Below are 19,270 nucleotides of genomic sequence, written 5' to 3'. Positions count from 1 at the left end.
GATGTGACATGTCAGACGCCGAGGCGTCGGCGGGTCAGCAGTGGATCTCGGCGAGCTCCGTGAACACCGCCCGGTTGAGCGTGAACGCGTGGTGCGTCTCGGCGAGGGTGACGGCCACTTCGTCGTCGTCCAGGTCGAGCTGGTCCAGGGCCTCGCGGTAGGCGTCCTTGAACACCTTGACCTTGGGAATGTCGGGGAACGTGTAGAAGGCCAGCCCCTCCTCGTCGAGGCCGTAGTGCTGCTTCATCATGCGTTTGACGATCTGCCCGCCGGACAGGTCGCCGAGGTACCGCGTGTAGGAGTGCGCGGCGTAGTGCGGCAGGCTGCCGCCGACCGCGCGGACGTGCTCGGCGTAGGCCCGGGTGGCGGGCAGGATCCGGATCGCGTCGCGCCAGTCCGGACCGTAGAGGAAGGCCAGGTCCCGCTCGATCGCGGGGACGCGCGTGAGCTCCGCGAAGACGAGGCCGGCGCCGCGGTGGTCGCTCCCGAGGGCGGCGCTCGCCTCCTCCAGGGCCTCGTAGACCACCAGGAGCTGCGCGGTGAGGTCGGCGTGCGCGTCCCGGGTCAGCGCCCCGGACAGGAGCTCCTCGATGAACTGTTCCGAGTTGGCACCGGCATGGGCGTCACGGGTGCCCTGACGGAGCACGGCGGACAGGGGGACGGGGGCGGTCTCCTCGACGGGCAGGCTCACGGGGTCTCCTCCGGTGCGGTGCTGACGTGCTGACAATGTGTCATCACGAGCCGATCATAGCAACAGAAGTAAGGCTAGCCTCACCTTATTCGCCCGTGGTTTCGGCAGGGTTGGCGCCGTCGCCAAGGGCGTGTGAGAGGCTCGGGATAGCGTCGGGGAATGCCTGGTCGCGCCTCCGCCCCACGCCCGTCCGCCCTGCCCGAGCCCGTGTTCGTCGAGGTTGACATCGACGGCGCCCGCGAGAGCATCGCCACCTCTGTGCTGGAGCCGGCCGCCAGGCCTTCGTCCGGCGACGTCGTGCTCTGCCACGGCACGCCGTGGTCCGTGCGGGTGTGGGAGCCCGTGGCCCTGGCGTTGAGCCGGAACTCCCGCGTCTTCCTGTGGGACATGCCCGGGTACGGCGCCTCGCCGAAGGGGGCCGACGTCGCCGTCGACCTCGTGGCCCAGCGCAGACGCCTGGCCGCGCTGCTGGAGCACTGGGGGCTGGACCGCCCGCACCTGGTCGCGCACGACATCGGCGGTGCGGTCGCGCTCGGCGCCCATCTCCTGGAGGGCACGGACCTCGCCGGCCTGTTCCTGCTCGACATCGTCACGCTGGATCCGTGGGGGTCGGAGTTCTTCCGGCTCGTGGCGCGGAACGAGTCCGTCTTCGCGGCGGTGCCGGGGCCGCTGCACGGCGCCCTGGTGCGGGAGTACATCGCCGGCGCCGCCAACCACGCCCTCGCCCCTGAGCAGGTCGACCTGCTCGCCGAGCCCTGGCTCGACGACGTGGGGCAGGCCGCCTTCTACCGCCAGATCGCGCAGCTCTCGCCCGGGCACACCGCGCCGATCGTGCGCCGGCTCGGCGAGGTGCGCTGCCCGGTCCGCGTCGGCTGGGCCGAGGACGACCCGTGGATCCCGTTCGAGCAGGCCGGGCGCCTGCGCGACCTGCTGCCCGGCGACCCCGAGGTGGTCGCGTTCCCCGGGCGCGGTCACCTCGTGCCCCTGGAGGACGACGTCGCGGTGGGTCACGCCGTGCGGGCGTGGCTCGGTGCCGTCGACGGGTCGTAAACCTGGTGGCGCCGCCGGCGCCCTCGGGCATAGCGTGTGCGGTGGTGAGCGTGAGGCGTGACGAACCTCGGCCCGGCCTGCCGGGCGAGCGGCCACCCGCGCGTGCGGCGTACCGACGAGAGGCCGGGGCTTCCCGGCAAAGGAGTGGTGGCACCGCGACCTAGCCCCCGCCCGCTCCTCCAGGGCCTGCGCTCTCTGGAGGAATGATGAGACCACCCTTGCCGTCCCCGTCCCCGTCCCCGTCCCCGTCCCCGAGCACGACGCCGACAGCCCTGGCTCCGGCCACCGCCGTGCCCGCTCGCACCCTCGCCCGCGACCTGCCGAGCGTCCCGCCGGGGACCGTCGTGCGGCTGCAGGGCTGGGTGCACCGCCGTCGCGAGCTCGCGACCGTGACGTTCCTGGTGCTGCGCGACCGTACCGGGCTCGCCCAGGTGGTGGTGCGCTCGGCTTCCGGACAAGACACTCCCCGACCGAACGGCGCCGCGCCGAACGCCGGGCCGGACGTCGTCGGGCAGACGACACCGGCCGTGCCCCCGGAGGAGACCACCGTGGAGGTGACCGGCACGGTCACCGCGAACCCGCAGGCGCCCGGCGGCGTGGAGGTCACCGGGACGGGCGGTGCCGGGGCGGGCGGTGCCGGACCGGTGATCACGCCGCTCACGGACGCCGCGGAGACCCCGCCGGTCGAGCTGTGGCGGCCCGCCCTCGGCGCCGCCCTGCCCACGATGCTCGACCACGCCGCCGTCGCCTGGCGCCACCCCGCGCAGAAGGCGCGCTGGGAGGTCGCGGCGGCGAGCCTGCGCGGGTTCCGCGCGACGCTGGACGCGGCGGGCTTCACGGAGGTCTGCACGCCCAAGCTGGTCGGCACGGCCACGGAGTCGGGGGCGAACGTGTTCCCCGTCGACTACTTCGGGCGGCCCGCCTACCTCGCGCAGTCGCCGCAGTTCTACAAGCAGCAGCTGGTCGGCGTCTTCGAGCGGGTCTACGAGGTGGGGCCGGTGTTCCGGGCCGAGCCGCACGACACCGTCCGGCACCTCGCGGAGTACCGCTCGCTCGACGTCGAGCTCGGGTTCGTGCGCGACCACCGCGACGTGCTGGCCGTGCTGCGCGACGTGCTCGCCGGGATGGCGGGCGCCGTCCGCGCGTCCGGTGCCGCCGAGCGGCTGGGTGTCGAGGTGCCGCAGGTCCCGGCCGAGTTCCCGGTGCTGCACTTCGCCGACGCCCTGGAGCTCGTCGGGGCGCCGTCGGACGAGCCCGACCTGGCGCCTGAGCACGAGCGCGCCCTGGGGGAGTGGGCGCGGGCCGAGCACCGGTCCGACTTCGTCGCGGTCGAGGGCTACCCGATGGCGAAGCGGCCGTTCTACACGCACCCGGAGCCGGCTCGTCAGGGGTCTGGGTCCGGCACGGGCGGGGCTCGGTGGAGCAACAGCTTCGACCTGCTGTTCCGCGGGTTGGAGCTGGTCACGGGCGGGCAGCGCCTGCACCGGTACGCCGACTACGTGGCGGCGATCGAGGCCCGGGGCGAGGACCCGGCGTCGTACGCGACCTACCTGGAGGCGTTCCGGCACGGGATGCCGCCCCACGGCGGGTTCGCGATCGGGCTGGAGCGGTGGGTGGCGCGCCTCGTGGGGGCGGCCAACGTCCGCGAGGTGACGCCGTTCCCGCGGGACCTGCACCGGCTGACGCCCTAGCCGTCGCACCTGGCACCCGGGCGGGATGCTCCGCCCGGGTGTCAGTGGCCACCGCTACTTTGTGCGCGTGCTGCTGAAGGCGGCACGATCCAGGGGCGAGCTCTGCCCCGATGGCCGACGACGACGTGATGGGGCGAGATGCTGCAGGAGCTGATGGACCGGGTGCGGGGCGGCGACGAGACGGCGCGAGGCGTGGCGGATGCGCTCGCGCCGCTGTCGCTGGTCGGCACCGGTCTGTACGAGGACGCGGTGGGCTACGTGCTGGAGGGCACGACGCCGGAGGTCCTGACCCAGGTGGCGTCCGCCGCCACGGACGACGTCGACCGGCTGCTCGACCAGCCGGGCCGCACCTCCTACTGGTCGAGCTGGGTCTCTCCCGACCTGGTCAAGAAGGTCGCCGCGCAGCACAAGAACTGGACCACGGACAAGGGCGTGGGCGGACGCCGCCGCGTCTACGCCGTCGGCGCCATGACGCAGGTGGTCCGCCTCGCCCGGCTGCTCGCGCAGGCCTGCGAGACGGTCGAGATCCCGGGGGTGCCCGCGTGGCTCTCGCTCCTGGTGCACGACATCGGCCACATCGGCACGCCGAAGCGCAACCGCCCCGGCAACGGCGACCAGCCCACGCGCACCCGCTGGACGCCGGCGATGTTCGAGGAGGCCGCGGTCGAGGGCGGCGTGCCGGCCGACGACGCCGCGCGCACCGTGCTCGTGGCGATCGTGCACCGCTCCTCGAAGGGCCGCTCCTGGTACTCCGACGCCCGTGAGGGGATCATGAAGTCCGCCGCGTTCAGCGAGTTCGTGGGCCGGCACGCCACGCTCCTGGCCGACGTCGTCCCCGGGCTGACCGCAGCGAGCAAGGAGGAGCTGCTCGGCCAGATCGGCAAGCGCATCTCGACCCAGGAGGCCCCGAGCGACGAGTTCGCGCAGATCGTCGCGGGCCTCGCCGCCGACCCCGCCAAGGGCGTGCGCACCGCCGCGCTCCAGCACCTCGCGACCCTTCCCGACGACCGGCAGGTGACGCTGCTGGCGCCCTTCCTGACCACGGCGCCCTCGGGCGTCCTCGGCGAGGCCGTGACGCGGCTGGCCGCGCTGGACGGCGGCCTCGCCGCGTGCGAGGCGGCGCTCGCCACGCTGCGCGACGCGAACGGGAAGGTCGCCGCCGGGCAGGGCGCACGCGTCAAGCTCCTGGAGCAGACCGTGGAGCGCGCCCGGGCACTGGAGACGCCCGCGCAGGACGTCGTCCTCGACCTCCCCGACTGGGAGCCGCTGCCCGACCCGGTGCTCGACGACGCGTGGGTCAAGCAGCTCCGCACCGACGTCGAGCAGGCGACCGCCCGGGCCCGGAACAACCTCGACGAGGCCCGGAAGAACAAGAAGGCCGGCGGCCACGACTGGGTGCTCACGTCCGCCCAGAACACCCTCAAGCAGCTCGAGAAGATCTCCGCCAAGGACGTCGAGGCCCTCCCGCGGCTCCTCACGGCGAACGCTCCGGCTCGAAAGCTCAGCAGCTCGGCCCTGGTCACCTGGCTCACGGACCGCCGCCGCGAGGCGTTCCCCGACCAGGGCCTGATGTTCCACGTGCGCCTGCGGGCGCTGGTGCACGGCGGCCGCAGCGACGGCAACAGCCTGCTGTGGAGCCTGCGCGGGCACCTCGACGAGATCACCGACCTGCGCCAGCTCCACGACGGCTTCGAGCGCGCCGGGATCCCGGACGTCGAGGGGCTGCTCATCGATCTCGTCCTGAACCGCTGGTGGGGGCACGAGGAGATCCCGGCGTCGGTCGCCTGGCCCTGGTTCGCCGAGCGTCCCGAGGTCCTGGAACGCACCCTGCGGACCGGGGACGGCGGCGAGCGCACCGGCAGGGCGCTCGCGATGCTGCGCGAGTTCCCCGCGCTGCCGCCGATGCTCCTGCCCAAGCTCACGGCGCTCGCGCTCGGCGCGGGCAAGACCCACCGGGTCACGGCCCAGCAGGTCCTGGAGGCGCACGCCGGCGCGCGGTCCCTGGCGGAGCAGGCACTCGCGGACAGCAAGGGCGAGGTGCGGGCGTCGGCCGCGGTGTGGCTCGCCCGCATCGGTGACCGCGCCGCGGTCCCGGCGCTGCGCACCGCCCTGAAGAAGGAGCGCCGTGAGGCGGCACGCGCCGCGCTGCTCTCCGCCCTGGAGACGCTCGGCGACGACATCACGGCCGACCTCGCGCCGGAGATCCTGCAGGCCGAGGCCGCCAAGGGCCTCAAGGCGAAGATGCCGGCGAGCCTCGACTGGTTCCCGTTCGAGCAGCTCCCGGAGGTGCGGTGGGCCGCTGGTGCTGATGCCGGCTCCGCCGGCGAGCCGGGCGGCGTCGTGCCGCGGGACGTCGTGCGCTGGTGGGTCGTCCTGGCCACCAAGCTCAAGTCGCCCAGCGGCGAGGGCCTGATCGCCCGGTACGTCGGCCTGCTGGACCCGGCCTCGCGGGCCGCGCTCGGCTCGTTCGTGCTGCGCGCCTGGGTCGCCCAGGACACCCGTAACCCGTCCGTGGAGCACTCCCGCGAGTACGCCGACCGGCACGCGCAGTCCCGGTGGGACAACCTGCAGTCCGCGATCAAGCGCTACCCCGAGTACTACGCGGACCAGGCCGGGCAGACCGTCGAGGACTTCTGGAAGCGGCTCTACCGGGAGGACCAGGCCACCTACCTCGGGTCGGCCACGCAGGAGAAGGGCCTGCTCGCGCTGACCGTCGGGATGCCCGGGGCCGGGCTCGCGACGACCGCCCAGCACTACTTCGCCGCGCACAAGGGTCGCCGCGCCCAGGCCGAGTACCTGGTGCGGGCGCTGGCCGCCAACGGCGACCGGGCCGCGGTGCAGCAGCTGCTCGCGGTGTCGCGCCGGTTCAAGCAGCGCACCGTCCAGGAGACGGCCGGGGTGCTCGCCCAGGACATCGCCGACCGCAACGGCTGGGACGGCGACCAGCTCGCCGACCGTACGGTCCAGACCGCCGGGTTCGACGACGACGGCATCCTGCGGCTCGACCTCGGCGGGCCCGCTGCCTCCGGGACGGACGGCGGCGTCGACGGTGGCGAGTCGCGCGTGGTCACCGGGCGCATCACCGAGGCGTTCACGCTCGAGCTGCGCAACCCCGCGGGCAAGGTCGTCAAGGCCCTGCCGGCCAAGCGCGCGTCGGACGACGACGAGGTGTACGCCGAGGCGAAGCGGCAGCTCAAGGAGTCGCGGGCCGAGCTCAAGGCCGTCGTCGCGCTGCAGACCCAGCGGTTCGCCGAGGCCATGGTCACCGGTCGTACGTGGAGCGCCGCCGACTGGCGTGAGTTCGTGCTGGGGCACCCGCTGATGTCCCGCCTGGCCGCGCGTCTGGTGTGGGCGGCGGAGCTGCCGGGCGGCGCTGCGGGGGACGGCGTGGGCGCGGGTTCTGCGACCGTGACGTTCCGGCCGGGCGACGGCGGCGCGCTGATCGGCGTCGACGACGAGGACGTCACCCTCCCGGACGACGCCCGCGTGTCGCTGGTGCACGCCGCCACCCTCGGGGACGACGACGAGACGGGCGCACCCGCCTGGCGCGCCCACCTGGCCGACTACGAGATCACGCCGCTGTTCGACCAGGGCCTGGGCGCCGAGGCGGACGCCGCCGGCGGGCTGCCGGACCTGCCGGGCACCGCCACCGTGATCGACACCCGCAAGGGCTGGCTGAGCGACTCGTTCACGATCCGCGGCCGTGCCACCAAGCTCGGGTACTCGCGGTCGCAGGCCGAGGACGCCGGGTGGTTCTCCGCGTACCGCAAGGAGTACCCGACACTCGGCCTCACGGTCGAGATCGAGTTCACCGGCGCGTTCCTGCCCGAGGAGAACATCACCGCGGCCGTCCAGGAGCTGGTGTTCCGTCGCACGGGGACGTGGGACGACCGGGGCCGGCTCAAGCTCGAGGACGTGCCGAAGGTGCTGCTCGCGGTGTCCTACCGGGACTACGTGACCGTGGCCGAGGGTGGGGCCTTCGACCCGGACTGGGAGAAGAAGAGCCAGTACTGACCGATCCTGACACGTTCTGAGTGCTGTGCTGCGCGGGTCGAGGGACCCGCGCAGCACACGTGTCCCCGGCGTCCCTCGACGCCTTCGTGCGCGACTGGCCGCAGATCACCGATCCGGCCGACCCGTTCACCGCGCTCATGAACAGCCTGCCCAGGTATGTCGCGTCGCAGACGCTCGCCGAGGGCACCCGGCACCCGACCACCGTGCTCTCGGGTGACGTCGCGGCCCAGGTCGCCGCGCTCAAGCGGCAACCGGGCCGCGAGCTCCAGATCCACGGGCGCGCGCGGCTCACGCCGTCGCTGCTTCCGCCGGACTGATCGACGAGCTCCGCCTCGTGGTCGCGCCGGTCGTCGTCGGCGGCGGCCCCTTCCCGGACGGCCACGCGCCCGCGGGACTGCGGCTCGTCAGCAGCGAGTCGACGCCCGGCGGGCTGGTGATCCAGGTCTACGCCTGGGCCGGCGAGCCGGCGGTCGCGACGCAGGCCGGGTTCTCGGACATCGTCTGACCGGACGTGGGGGGTGGGTGCGGGGCGTGGGTGGGGCGGTGAGCACGGGCGGTGGGTGCGAGCTGGGGACCCGGGGCGGGTGTGTCAGTGGCTCCCGCTACCTTGATCGCACGCTGACCGCAGGGGCCCTGACCAGGGCCGTCGCGGCACTACTCGCACGCCATCATTCTCACGTCATCATTCGCACGTCATCACTCGCAACGCACGCACCGAAGGACGTCATGACCACGGACACCACCGTCTCGGCAGGCACGACTGCTGGAACCGAGATCAGCCAGGCCGCCGAGATCCGCCCGCCCGCCGAGATCCGCTACGCCGCCGAGCTGGCGACGCTCGACTCCTGGGACGCCGAGCGCGGGCACGAGCGGCCCCCGGGCTGGCGGCTCAGCCCCCGGGCCGTGCGGGCGTTCGTCGTGGGCTCCGAGGAGCTCGGCGTGACCCGCAAGTTCTACGGTGACGACCCGCTGGTGGACCGCGCCGTCGTCTCCCTGATGGGGCGGCAGGGTCTGATGCTGGTGGGCGAGCCCGGTACGGCCAAGTCGATGCTGTCGGAGCTGCTGTCGGCGGCGGTCTCCGGCAGCTCGACCTTGACCGTGCAGGGCACCGCGGGCACCACCGAGGACCACGTGCGGTACTCGTGGAACTACGCGCTCCTGGTGTCCGAGGGGCCGAGCGAGCGGTCGCTGGTGCCGTCGCCGATCTGCACGGGCATGCGCGAGGGTCGCGTCGTGCGCTTCGAGGAGATCACGCGCTGCGCGCCGGAGATCCAGGACACGCTCGTGTCGATCCTCTCCGAGAAGCAGCTCATGGTCCCCGAGCTCGGGCCCGACGCACGCGTCGCCGCCCGTCCGGGCTTCACCGTGATCGCGACCGCGAACCTGAAGGACCGCGGCGTGCACGAGATGTCGGCGGCCCTCAAGCGCCGGTTCAGCTTCGAGACCGTGGCCCCGGTGCGCGACCGCGCCTTCGAGATCGAGCTGGTGCAGCGCCAGCTCGCGGCCGAGCTCGGGCCGGAGGGTGACCGCCCCGAGGTGCCGCGCGACGTCCTGGAGGTGCTGGTCACCGTGTTCCAGGACCTGCGCACGGGCAGCACACGCGAGGGTGCGCCCGTGAAGCGGCCGGAGACGGTCATGTCCACGGCCGAGGCCGTCAACGTCGCCGTCGCCGCCTCGCTGGAGGCCCGGTACCTCGGCGACGGCACGGTGACCGCGGCCGAGGTCGCGCGGCAGGTCGCGGGCGTCGCGCTCAAGGGCGAGGAGGAGGACGCGCGCCGGCTGCGGCACTATGTCGACAACGTGGTGCGCGAGCGCGCCCGCACGGACGCGCGCTGGAAGGCGTTCTTCACCGCGGCAGAGCCGCTGTGGCGGTGACGGGCGGGGCGGCTGCGGCGGTGCGTGACAAAGCCGCTGCGGCGGTGCGGGACGACGCCGTCGTCCGGCGCGCCGACGCCGTCTGGGAGCTCGCGCCGGAACGCCTGCGGTCGGCAGCGGACGCCGTCGCACGGCTGCGGGCCGAACACGGCATCTACTTCGCGCCCGTGCGGCACCACAGCCCGGCGTGCGCGGTGGCGGTGCGGGCGGCGATCGAGGAGCTGCGGCCGTCGGCCGTGCTCATCGAGGGACCGGAGGAGTTCACGCGGCTCATCCCGGACCTGCTGCACGAGGCGACCCGGCCGCCCGTCGCGGTGCTGAGCCTCGGCGGCTCGGGTTCCGGCGCGGGCGCGGGGTCCAAGAAGGAGACGGGCGACGCCGAACCCGGGGAGGGCGCCGGGTTCTACCCGCTCGCCTCCTTCTCCCCGGAGTGGGTCGCCCTGCACGCGGGGCGCGACGTCGGCGCCGAGCTCAGGTTCATCGACCGCTCCTTCGGCGAGCGGTCGGCGGCGGAGCGCGCGGTCTCGGGGCCGGGGCATAACGCTTCCGGATCGGGCGCCGCCACGCAGCCCGACCCGTTCGCGCGGACCCTCATGTCCGAGCGCTACCTGGCGCACTCCGAGGCGGTCGCGACACTCGCGCGCCGGCTCGGGTGCCGCGACCACGACGAGGTCTGGGACCACCTGTTCGAGTCCCGGAGCAGCTCCGAGCTCGCGGACTGGCGCGCCCTCTTCGACGACGTCTTCGCGTGGGCGGCGCTCGCGCGCCTCGACTACGAGGAGAGCGTGCTCAGTGCCGACGGGTCCCTGGACCGCGAGGCACGGATGTCGGCCCGGATCGCCGAGGCGGCGGCGGGGCCGGCAGCAGGAGCAGAGCTGGCAGCAGGAGCAGGTTTGCCGGGCCGATCGCGTGCTGCGACGGCGCAAGCGGGCACCGAGCTGACGGGAGCAGGGCCGGCGCCAGGTACTGCTACGGCAGGGGCCGGCGGACCGGTGCTCGTCGTGACCGGGGCTTTCCACACGCTCGCGCTGGTGGAGGCGCTGTCCGGGGCGCCGGAGGGCGCCCCGGTGCGTGACCGGCAGCCGGAGGGCGGCTTCGGCCCGATCGCACAGGGCGAGGCCTGGCTGGTGCGCTACGACCACGAGCGGCTCGACGGACTGCGCGGGTACGGCGCCGGCATGCCGTCGCCCGGCTACTACGAGCGCCTGCACGCGGCGCACCTGCGGGAGCTGGCGGCGGACGGCGCGCACGGCATGGCCGGCACGGACGGCGCGCACGGCATGGCTGGCACGGATGGCACGGACGGCGTGGACGGCGTGGACGGCGTGGACGGCGTGGATGGTGTCGCGTCCGGCCCCGTTGGTGCCCGCGCCCTCGCAGCGGAGATCCTGGTCGACGTCGCCCGTGGCGCCGTCGAACGCGGGCACGCCGTGAGCCTGCCGCAGGTGGCCGCCGCGGCGGCGTCCGCGACCCGGCTCGCTGACCTGCGCGAACGCGCCTTCGCGGGCCGCACCGACCTGCTGGACGCGATGCGTTCGTGCTACGTGCAGGACGACGGAGGCGTCGGCGGACCGGGCGAGCCGGAGCGGCCGCTGGGGCTGGCGATCGCGGAGGTGTTCGGCGGCCGGGCCCTGGGCGACCTGCCGCCCGGCAGCGCATCGCCGCCGCTCGTGCGCGACGTGCGTGAGCGGGTGCGCGCGGTGCGGCTCGTCGTCGACGACTCGCTGCCGCGTACGGCACGCCTCGACGCGCGGCGGACCCCGTCGCACCGGGCGAAGCGCCAGGTGCTGGCGCTGCTCGACTTCGTCGGCGCCGGATTCGGACAGCTCGTCTCGGGTCCGGACCACGTGGCGGGCCGAGGGCTCGGCCTGATCACGGAGGAGTGGCAGTACTGCTGGACGCCGCTGGTCGAGGCGCGGCTCGTGGAGATGGTGCACCTCGGCGCGACCCTGGAGGCCGTGGCGGTCGCCCGGCTGTACGAGGCGGAGGCGCGGCTGGCCGGCACTGGGACGGGCTCGGCGCCCGGGGCTGCGGCCGCGTCGGTCGACGCCCTCGCGCGGCTCGTGGCGCAGGCGCTGGTGATCGGGATGGGCTCGCACCTGCCCCGGATCGTCTCCCTGCTGCGCGTCACCCTCGACACCGACCGCGACGTGGACTCCGTCGTCTCGGGTGCGCGCCGGCTGCTCGGCCTCTGGCAGGCGCGGGTCGAGCTGGGCGCCGAGGAGTACGCGGGCGAGCTGCTCGACCTGGTGAGCCAGGCGCTCGCGACCGCTGCCTACCTGGTCAGCGACCTGGGCAAAGTCCGGGCGGAGGACGAGGACGGCGCGATCGGCACCCTGATCGGCCTGCGCTCCCTGCTCCGGGACGCGGCGGCAGCGGACGGCGGCGAGGCAGACGGCGGCGCGGACCGGGCCGACGGTGCCGTCAACCGCATCGCCGTAGCGCGCGAGCTCGCGCGCCTGCGCGACGACGAGGGCACCGCGCCCGCCGTCGCGGGCGCGCTGCTCGCCCTGGGGTTCACCGACGGCGAGGTGACCGACGACGTCCTGGTCGGCCGGGTGCGCGGAGCCCTGTCCGCGGGTGCGGACCCGGGGGCGGCCGTGCGGTTCCTGGGCGGCGTCATGCGCGCCGCGCCCGACCTGATCCTGCACACGCCGGAGATGTTCGACGCCGTCGACGACGCGCTGCGCACGCTCGACGGCGACGCGTTCCTGGCGGTGCTGCCCGACCTGCGGCGGGCCTTCACGTGGCTGCGGCCCACCGAGACGCACCGGCTCGCGAAGCGCGTGGCGGAGCAGACCGGGGCGCGGGTGGACCAGGTGGACGTTCGGGTCGCGCTGTCGGAGGAGGACCTGGCGACCGGCCTGGCCCTCGACCGCGAGCTGGTCGCGGTGCTGGAACGGGACGGGCTGGCCCACTGGGGCCCGGCGTCCGCAACGACGAGAGCCGTGGACGCCGCCGGCGCCGGCACGGCAGGAGGAGAAGCATGAGCGCGACCGGTCGGGCGGCGTCCGATCTCGGGGGGTCCCGACGTCGGGTGCCCGGACGCGGGGCGTCCGAAGAGCTTGACGCACCTGACGCGGCGCCGTCGGTCTCCGACGACGAGGCTGCCCGGCGCTGGCGCCTGGTGCTGGGCCGGTACGCGGCCGACGAGCTCCAGGTCGGTCAGCAGGACCAGGGGCTGGAGCGGTCCCTGCGGTACCTGTACGACCGGGAGTACACGGCCCGAGGGCACCGCGTCGGTCGCGGCACCGGCCCGGGTGAGGGCGGCGGCGCGCGCGGAGGTGGCGGGGGCGCTGGCCTGGGCGGGTCCCAGCCGCACGGCGTCGACGTCACCGCGCTCGGCTGGTTGAGCGAGGCCGGCAGCCTGTTCCCTCGGGAGACCTTCGAGCGCATGCAGGTCGACGCCGTGAGCCGGTACGGCCTCACGGAGCTCCTGCAGGACGAGACCGCGCTCGAGACCCTCGAACCGTCGCGTGAGCTCGCCGTCGCGATGCTGCAGGTCAGAGGTGCCCTGGGCGACCAGGCCGCGGCGGGTCTGCGGCGGATCATCCGCCGGGTCGTCGACGACGTCGTGCGGCGGCTGCGGCCTCGCTTCGCCACCGCGGTGAACGGCCGCATCGACCGGTCGCGCCGGTCGATGCACCGGGTCGCGCGGAACTTCGACTGGAAGCGCACCCTGCGCGCCAACCTCGGCCGGGTCGACGCCGACGGCCGGATGACGGTCCAGGACGTCCGCTTCTCCGCCCGGGCGAAGCGCACCCTGACCTGGGACGTCATCCTGCTCGTCGACCAGTCGGGCTCGATGGCGCCGTCGCTGCTGTACTCCGCGGTGTGCGCCGGGATCCTGTCCGGCCTGCCCGGGATCAACGTGCAGCTCTACCTGTTCGACACCTCGGTGGTGGACATGTCGCACCTGGCCGCCGACCCCGTCGAGGTCCTGATGACCGCGCAGCTCGGGGGCGGCACCGACATCGCACGGGCCGTCCGGCACGCGGAGCAGCAGGTCCGCAACCCGTCACGGACCGTGGTGGCGCTGGTCAGCGACTTCTACGAGGGCGGATCGGTGTCGAACCTGCTGACGACGGTGCGGCGCATGGCGTCCTCCGGCGTCACCATGCTCGGGCTCGCCGCCCTGGACGAGGCGGCCGAACCCGTCTATGACCAGGGCACGGCCCGGCACCTGGCGGAGTGCGGCATGGAGGTCGCCGCGCTCACGCCCGAACGGTTCGCCGAGTGGTTGGGGGAGGTGCTCTCATGAGCGACCGGAAGACCTACGCGTGGGCGGCGCCCTACGCAGGCCTGGACGACGACGCGCTCAAGGCGCTCGGCAATGCCGGCCTGCTGCGCCGGGCCCGCAAGGACATCGTGACCGAGGTGTCGTACGACGCCAAGGGCGCGGTGCTCGACGTGTCCGGCATCTCGGTGCGGGTGGACGGCCGCGGTCCGGCCGCGGTCGCGTGCGACTGCCCGACGGCGGGTGTGTGCCAGCACGTCGTGGCGGCCTGCCTGTGGGCGACCGGGGTCGCGCCCGACGTGGCGCCGGCAAGCGCTGACCCGGGCACGGGCACCGGCGCTGGCGCTGGCACGGGTAGGGGCACTGCCGCGGGCAGGGAGACGGGCGCTGCTGCGATCGTCGCCCAGTCCATGCCCCGGGCGGCCGGATCGGCGACAGGACCTGGTGGGTCGGCTGCTGCTGGTGCGGTGGCGGCGGGTGGTACGGAGACCGCGGGCCGTGCCCCGTCCCCGGCGGTGCTGAAACGTCGGCGGGAGGCGCTCGCGGAGGTGCGCGACGTCGTCGGTCGGCTCATGTCGGGCGGGCTGTCCCACCTCGGGGCGGACGACGCGGAGTCGCTGACCGCGCTGGCGGGCCGGGTGCGGGTCGCCGGGTTCGACCAGGTCGCGCCCGAGCTGGTCGGCAACGTGCGGTTCGACGGTCTCGTCCGGGTCGCCGGCGGCCTCGTCGCGGGCCTCGCCGGTCGCGACGACGCCGTCACGGAGTCCGACCTGCTCGACGCCTTCGCCGAGATCTGGGCGATGTGCGAGGTGCTGGAGCGGGCGGCGGACCCGGCCGGACCTGTCCGACCTTCGGGAGCTGTCTCGGGCGGGCCGGGGAATGCCGCAGGTGCGTCCGGTCGCGCCGTGACAGGCCGCCCAGCGACAGGCCGCGGCGGATCCGGCAAGGGCTCGGACGACGAGATCGACCTCCCGCGCTGGGTGCCGCTCGGGGCCCGCTGGTGGACGTCGCAGAGCGGGTCGCGCGGCCTGGCCTACCTGGGCTGGGACAGCGAGACCGAGGCGGGTGCGCCTGCCACGACGGACGCCGGCCAGGTGCGGCAGGTCGTGACCGGCCGCCCGTCGGGCAGCGACCCGCGGTTCCAGCGGAGCTGGACCAGCCCGCTCCTGTGGAACAGGTCCCTGAGCACCCTCTGCGAGGGGGCGTTCGCCCTCACCCAGGTGCGGACCAAGCCCGACGGAGGCCTCGGCGCGGGCGGCACCCCGGTGCTCCAGCGCCTGGAGGGCGACGGGTTCGACCTCGACGAGCTGCGCGTGATCGCCGAGCGCACGGGGGCGGGCGGCCGGCCGCGAGACGTCGTGGGGTTCGGTCGGCGTCCGGCGAACGTCCGGCTCGTGCTGGTCCGCGACGTCGGCGAGGTGGGTATCGACGAGGTGCGGCAGGAGCTGACGCTCTCCGTCGTCACCTCCGACGGCGACACCCGGCAGTTGCGCCTGCCGGCCGCGGGGGAACAGGCGGTCCAGACCCTGTTGTCGGTGCGGGCCAGGCTGGTCGCGGTGACGATCGAGCGCCGCGAGGAGCGGGACGAGCCGGTCGGCCTGTTCGTGCGTGACAAGGGCGCGATCCGCCTGGTCAGTCCCACGATCACGCCGGCCTGGTCGCTCGAGAACAGCTACTGGGACTTCTGGCGCAAGCGGATCCGCAAGCTCAAGGCCCAGGCGTCCTCGGCGAAGGCTGTCCGACCGCCGACGGCAGCGCCGCCCCCGGTACGCCGCGTGACGCTGCTGCTGGGCGACGTCCTGCTCGCGGCGGCGGCCACCGGCCGGCCGGTGCTCACGGTGCGGCAGCGGTCCGACGTCGAGCAGGCGCGTGTCCTGGCCCGGGACCTCGGGCTCGCGACGCTGGAGCGGACGGCCCAGGGCCTGCTGGTCGGCGACCTGACGCCGCCCGCGGTGCTCCACGCCGCCTTCGTCGTGGGCCGGGCCCGCGCCGTGGCGGACGTCGCGGGCTGACCGACCTGCCCGCCCCGGCCGACACGGCGGCCGGGGCAGCGCAGCGGTACGCGCCCGTGCGCACGGTTCGGGCTGTTTCATCTCCGTTCCCTCATCGCTCGGTGCGGGCTGGCCGTCGGCGTGATCTCCGTGCAGTGCCGGTTGACCAGGGTCCAGCCGGAGTGGCGGGCGCCGCCGGGATTCCCCGTCCAGCGCATGGTGATGCCGGTGGTGTCGACCAGGTCGTGGTGATGCCAGCACAACAGTGCGGCGTTGCGTGCACTGGTGTCGCCGCCGTCGGCCCAGTGGCGTTCGGCGTGGTGGACCTCGCACCGAGCGGGCGGCTGGGTGCAGTCGACGTAGACACAGTGTCTGTCGCGGGCGATCACAGCGCGGCGCATCTGTCCGGTGACGGTGCGCTGCGCTCGTCCGACGTCGAGCACCTGGCTGTCCGCCCCGAAGACCACCCGGGTCACGGCGGAGTCGCACAGCAGACGGCGCAGCGTGGCGGTCGGGACCAGCGACGCGGAGATCCCGAACCGGGCGGGTGCCGCGGTGACGTCGGTCAGGCCGGTCGGCTCCTGGATGGTGTGCCCGGCGGACGGGGAAGGCTGACCGAGGAGCCGATCGCCGGACTGGCCGGAGACCTGGCCGGAGACCTGGCTGGAGAACTGCCCGGTCAGGCGGGCGAGCTCCGTCCACGACACCGTCACGGTGACGTGTGGTCGCACGGCCGCACCGGTTCCGGAGAGGCCGTTGTCGAGCACGGTGCGGGCGAGGTCGGCCAGTGCCTGGGCGCGACGCTGTGCGGGTGTGCGCTCGTCGCCCGGTGTCGGCGCTCCCATCACCGAGTCCATCGCGGCCCGCAGCGCCTCGCCGTGCTCATCGGTGAGGAACCCGTTGACGTGGTAGCCGCCGAAGGTCTTGGCCACGTCGAGGTGTTCGCGCTCCGTCGCCTGCTTGTATCCCCGCTCGTCGGACTCAGGATCGGCGACGCGGGCGAATCGGTCGACGAACCGGCGGAACACGAGCGGGCCGTGCTGGTCGGCAAGATCCAGGAGCAGCTCCTCTCCGGTCGGGGACAGGGCCGCGCGCCCGGAGCCGCCGGCACCGTCGGTCGCCGTCTCAGCCTCCTCGGGGTGCTCGGGTGCGTCCGGTTGGTTCGTCGTCCCGTCGCCCGGCGTCGTGACGGTCTCCGTCCCGCCCCGAGGCGTGACGCTCACCCGTCCCGGGTCGACCGGGCTGGCCAGTGCCTTGCGCCGGTCGTCCGACGTCGGGCCGACGTCGACCATCGCGCGCACCTGGTCCATCCCGAGCCGCCCGGTCAGAGCGGCGGCGAGCGTGGCCGGAAGGTGTTCGAGCAGACGTTCGCCGGTGAGCGCCTCCCGACTCGCGGTGCGCATGGTCACCTTCTCCCGGCGGGCGAGCCAGGTGCGGAACGTCCGCGAACCGTCGAGTGCCCACATGCCGTCCGCCTCGATGCGAGGCAGCCAGGTCATCCGGAGGATGTCGAGCTGCGAGCACACCGCGCGCAGCAGCGGCGACGCAGCGGTGAGGCGCACGCCGATCCCGGTTGCACCGCCCAGGGCAGCCCCGTCCAGTGCTGTCGGGCCTGCGGCGCCGATCAGCTCTCGTGTCACGTCCTGGAGGTCCGTGAGGATCTCCTCGAGCGAGCGTGCCCCTGCGGTGGTCGCGCTCGGTTGTGTCAGCACCATCGGTCCACCCCCTCGATCCGGCGCTCGGCCTCGTACCGGCGATGCATCGACGATATAGAACATCCGTACGTGCTTCTAGGCAGATTTAAGATCTGTGGACAACTCATGGACCGCCTCATGCTGCGGGCTGTCCCGTCCGCCGAGTGTCAGTGGCGCACGGCAGACTGGGCCCATGCACACGGTGGTCTCGCGGGACGGCTCCGGCATCGGCCTGCGGCCGGTGTCCGACACGGGCGTGCCCGAGGGAGAGCTGCGGGCTGTCGAGACGCCCGCCCTGGCCCAGGAGGTGGCCGCCGGCGAGACGGCTCGCGTCCGCTGGACCTGGGACGACACCAACGGCTGGTACCCCGCCCTTCTCGCCGAGGGGGTCCGGGTCGACCGCGCGCACGACCTCCGGCTCGCGCACGCCGTGCTCCGCGCCTCAGCGCTCTCGGCGCACACGGCGCTCGCCGAGGCCGGTCCTACGGCCTGGGACCGGCTCACCCCGATCCCGCCACCGGGCGGTCCGACGGCGGCCGCGCTGGTCCGGCCCGACCGGCACCCCGGCGCCGAGGCGCTCTTCGACCTCGGCGAGAGCAAACCCTCCGTCACCATCCTGGCCAGCGTTGCAGGAGGTGCTGCAGAAGACGACCCGCTCGACCCCGTCACGGAGCTGGCCGCCCAGCTCCGCGCGGTCAAGGACAGCACCGACCCCGGACGGCTCCGACTCCTGCTCGCGGCGGAGTCCGCGGGCGCGCTGGCCGCCGCCGAGATGCATCACGCCGGCCTCCCGTGGCGGGGCGACATCCACGACGAGATCCTCACCGAGGCGCTCGGCCCGCGGCCTCGGCCGGGGGCACGGCCCGCGAAGCTGGAGGCCCTGGCCCAGCAGATCCGGGCCGCGCTGGACGCCCCGCCCACGCTCAACCCCGACTCCCACCAGGACCTGCTGCGCGCCATGGAGTACGCGGGTGTGGGCTCGCGCAGCCTGCGCAAGTGGGAGCTGGAGAAGCTCGACCACCCCGTGATCGCGCCGCTCCTGGAGTACAAGAGCCTCTACCGCCTCTACACCGCGAACGGCTGGAACTGGCTCGACACCTGGGCGCCCGACGGGCGGTTCCGGATGGAGTACGTCGTGGGCGGCGTCGTCACCGGCCGCTGGGCCAGTACGGGTGGCGGCGCGCTCCAGCTCCCGCACAACGTGCGGCGCGCGGTGGTCTCCGACCCCGGCTGGACCTTTGTCGTGGCCGACGCCGCGCAGCTCGAACCGCGCGTCCTGGCCGCCCTGGCCCGCGACGAGCGCATGGCCGCCGCCGGCCGCACCAAGGACGGCGCGAGCACCGACATGTACGCGGGGATCGTCGCCACCGGCGCCGTCGACTCCCGCGAGCACGCCAAGGTGGGGATGCTCGGCGCCATGTACGGCGGCACGACCGGCGTCAGCGCCCAGGTGCTGCCCCGGCTGGCGCGCGCGTTCCCGCAGGCCATCGACCTGGTCGAACGCGCGGCCCGGGCGGGGGAGCGTGGTGAGGTGGTCACCACGCGCCTCGGCCGCAGCTCGCCCCTGCCTGGCGAGTCGTGGGCCGCGGTGCAGGGCTCCGCGTTCGACGAGGACGCCGGCGCCGACGCCCAGTCGCGGGCCCGCAGCCAGACCCGGTCCTGGGGCCGGTTCACCCGGAACTTCGTGGTGCAGGGCACCGCGGCGGAGTGGGCGCTGTGCTGGATCGCGTCCATCCGGCGTCGGCTCTGGGCGCTCGGGGAGGACACGTCCGACGGCGTCCCCGGGCTCGCCCCGGCACCGTTCGACCGCAGGCCGCACCTGGTGTTCTTCCTGCACGACGAGATCGTGGTGCACGCCCCGGCGGCGCTCGCCGACGTCGTCGCACAGGAGGTGCGGGACGCCGCCGACGAGGCCGGCCGGCTGTTGTTCGGCGACTTTCCCGTCGACTTCCCGCTCAGCGTCGCCGTGACCGAGAGCTACGCGGACGCCAAGGGCTGACCGCCGGCTCGCCGCTACCGGTCCAGTT

Annotated in this window: 12 protein-coding genes; 10 read left to right on the top strand and 2 right to left on the bottom strand. The window is 74.2% G+C overall.

The window, feature by feature from the left end; all coding sequences use genetic code 11:
- Positions 1-34: 34 nt before the first annotated feature.
- On the bottom strand, positions 35-691 hold the full coding sequence (locus ACH45N_RS21045) for a heme oxygenase (biliverdin-producing) (RefSeq protein WP_397397409.1): 657 nt from the start codon (positions 689-691) through the stop codon (positions 35-37).
- Between the two features lie 159 nt (positions 692-850).
- Between ACH45N_RS21045 and ACH45N_RS21040 the strand changes: the two genes are divergently transcribed.
- The 9 genes from ACH45N_RS21040 (at position 851) to ACH45N_RS21000 (ending at position 15,570) form a co-directional block, all read left to right on the top strand.
- Positions 851-1,741: an alpha/beta fold hydrolase gene (locus ACH45N_RS21040; protein WP_397397406.1), complete on the top strand. Its 891-nt coding sequence runs from the start codon at positions 851-853 to the stop codon at positions 1,739-1,741.
- A 206-nt stretch (positions 1,742-1,947) separates the two neighbouring features.
- Entirely contained in the window at positions 1,948-3,432 is a 1,485-nt protein-coding gene (aspS, locus tag ACH45N_RS21035; RefSeq protein WP_397397404.1) for an aspartate--tRNA(Asn) ligase, read from the top strand.
- Positions 3,433-3,570: 138 nt separating this feature from the next.
- Positions 3,571-7,446, top strand: coding sequence for a DUF4132 domain-containing protein (locus tag ACH45N_RS21030; RefSeq protein WP_397397402.1), 3,876 nt, complete (start codon positions 3,571-3,573; stop codon positions 7,444-7,446).
- Positions 7,447-7,505: 59 nt separating this feature from the next.
- Positions 7,506-7,763 carry a hypothetical protein gene (locus ACH45N_RS21025; protein ID WP_397397400.1) on the top strand — a complete coding sequence of 86 codons (258 nt, stop codon included), beginning with the start codon at positions 7,506-7,508 and terminating at the stop codon, positions 7,761-7,763.
- Positions 7,764-7,780: 17 nt separating this feature from the next.
- Entirely contained in the window at positions 7,781-7,951 is a 171-nt protein-coding gene (locus ACH45N_RS21020) for a hypothetical protein (RefSeq protein ID WP_397397398.1), read from the top strand.
- A gap of 221 nt (positions 7,952-8,172) precedes the next feature.
- On the top strand, positions 8,173-9,321 hold the full coding sequence (locus ACH45N_RS21015; protein WP_397397396.1) for an AAA family ATPase: 1,149 nt from the start codon (positions 8,173-8,175) through the stop codon (positions 9,319-9,321).
- 20 nt (positions 9,322-9,341) lie between these two features.
- Positions 9,342-12,311 carry a DUF5682 family protein gene (locus tag ACH45N_RS21010; protein ID WP_397397394.1) on the top strand — a complete coding sequence of 990 codons (2,970 nt, stop codon included), beginning with the start codon at positions 9,342-9,344 and terminating at the stop codon, positions 12,309-12,311.
- On the top strand, positions 12,308-13,582 hold the full coding sequence (locus ACH45N_RS21005) for a VWA domain-containing protein (RefSeq protein ID WP_397397392.1): 1,275 nt from the start codon (positions 12,308-12,310) through the stop codon (positions 13,580-13,582). The genes ACH45N_RS21010 and ACH45N_RS21005 overlap by 4 nt, the downstream gene beginning before the upstream one ends.
- A complete protein-coding gene (locus tag ACH45N_RS21000) occupies positions 13,579-15,570 on the top strand; it encodes a hypothetical protein (protein WP_397397390.1) in 1,992 nt (663 codons plus the stop codon). Before ACH45N_RS21005 ends, ACH45N_RS21000 begins: the two co-directional genes overlap by 4 nt.
- A gap of 77 nt (positions 15,571-15,647) precedes the next feature.
- On the opposite strand, the gene ACH45N_RS20995 is transcribed toward ACH45N_RS21000, so the two are convergent.
- On the bottom strand, positions 15,648-17,264 hold the full coding sequence (locus ACH45N_RS20995) for a DUF222 domain-containing protein (RefSeq protein WP_397397388.1): 1,617 nt from the start codon (positions 17,262-17,264) through the stop codon (positions 15,648-15,650).
- Between the two features lie 172 nt (positions 17,265-17,436).
- Here ACH45N_RS20995 and ACH45N_RS20990 point away from each other — a divergent pair, with 172 nt between their 5' ends.
- A complete protein-coding gene (locus ACH45N_RS20990) occupies positions 17,437-19,242 on the top strand; it encodes a bifunctional 3'-5' exonuclease/DNA polymerase (RefSeq protein WP_397397386.1) in 1,806 nt (601 codons plus the stop codon).
- The last annotated feature ends 28 nt before the right edge of the window (positions 19,243-19,270 follow it).

Origin of the sequence: Promicromonospora sp. NPDC019610 (genome assembly GCF_044389365.1) — a bacterium.
Classification (GTDB): Bacteria; Actinomycetota; Actinomycetes; order Actinomycetales; family Cellulomonadaceae; genus Promicromonospora.
The sequence above is the reverse complement of the archived record's forward strand: the minus strand, read 5'-3'. Positions and strand labels throughout refer to the sequence as shown.

What these genes read in the sequence shown, in the direction of transcription:
- ACH45N_RS21040 (WP_397397406.1), top strand. Translation starts at nt 851, where the DNA reads ATGCCTGGTCGCGCCTCCGCCCCACGCCCGTCCGCCCTGCCCGAGCCC.
- aspS (WP_397397404.1), top strand. Translation starts at nt 1,948, where the DNA reads ATGAGACCACCCTTGCCGTCCCCGTCCCCGTCCCCGTCCCCGTCCCCG.
- ACH45N_RS21030 (WP_397397402.1), top strand. Translation starts at nt 3,571, where the DNA reads ATGCTGCAGGAGCTGATGGACCGGGTGCGGGGCGGCGACGAGACGGCG.
- ACH45N_RS21015 (WP_397397396.1), top strand. Translation starts at nt 8,173, where the DNA reads ATGACCACGGACACCACCGTCTCGGCAGGCACGACTGCTGGAACCGAG.
- ACH45N_RS21005 (WP_397397392.1), top strand. Translation starts at nt 12,308, where the DNA reads ATGAGCGCGACCGGTCGGGCGGCGTCCGATCTCGGGGGGTCCCGACGT.
- ACH45N_RS21000 (WP_397397390.1), top strand. Translation starts at nt 13,579, where the DNA reads ATGAGCGACCGGAAGACCTACGCGTGGGCGGCGCCCTACGCAGGCCTG.
- ACH45N_RS20995 (WP_397397388.1), bottom strand. Translation starts at nt 17,264, where the DNA reads ATGGTGCTGACACAACCGAGCGCGACCACCGCAGGGGCACGCTCGCTC.
- ACH45N_RS20990 (WP_397397386.1), top strand. Translation starts at nt 17,437, where the DNA reads ATGCACACGGTGGTCTCGCGGGACGGCTCCGGCATCGGCCTGCGGCCG.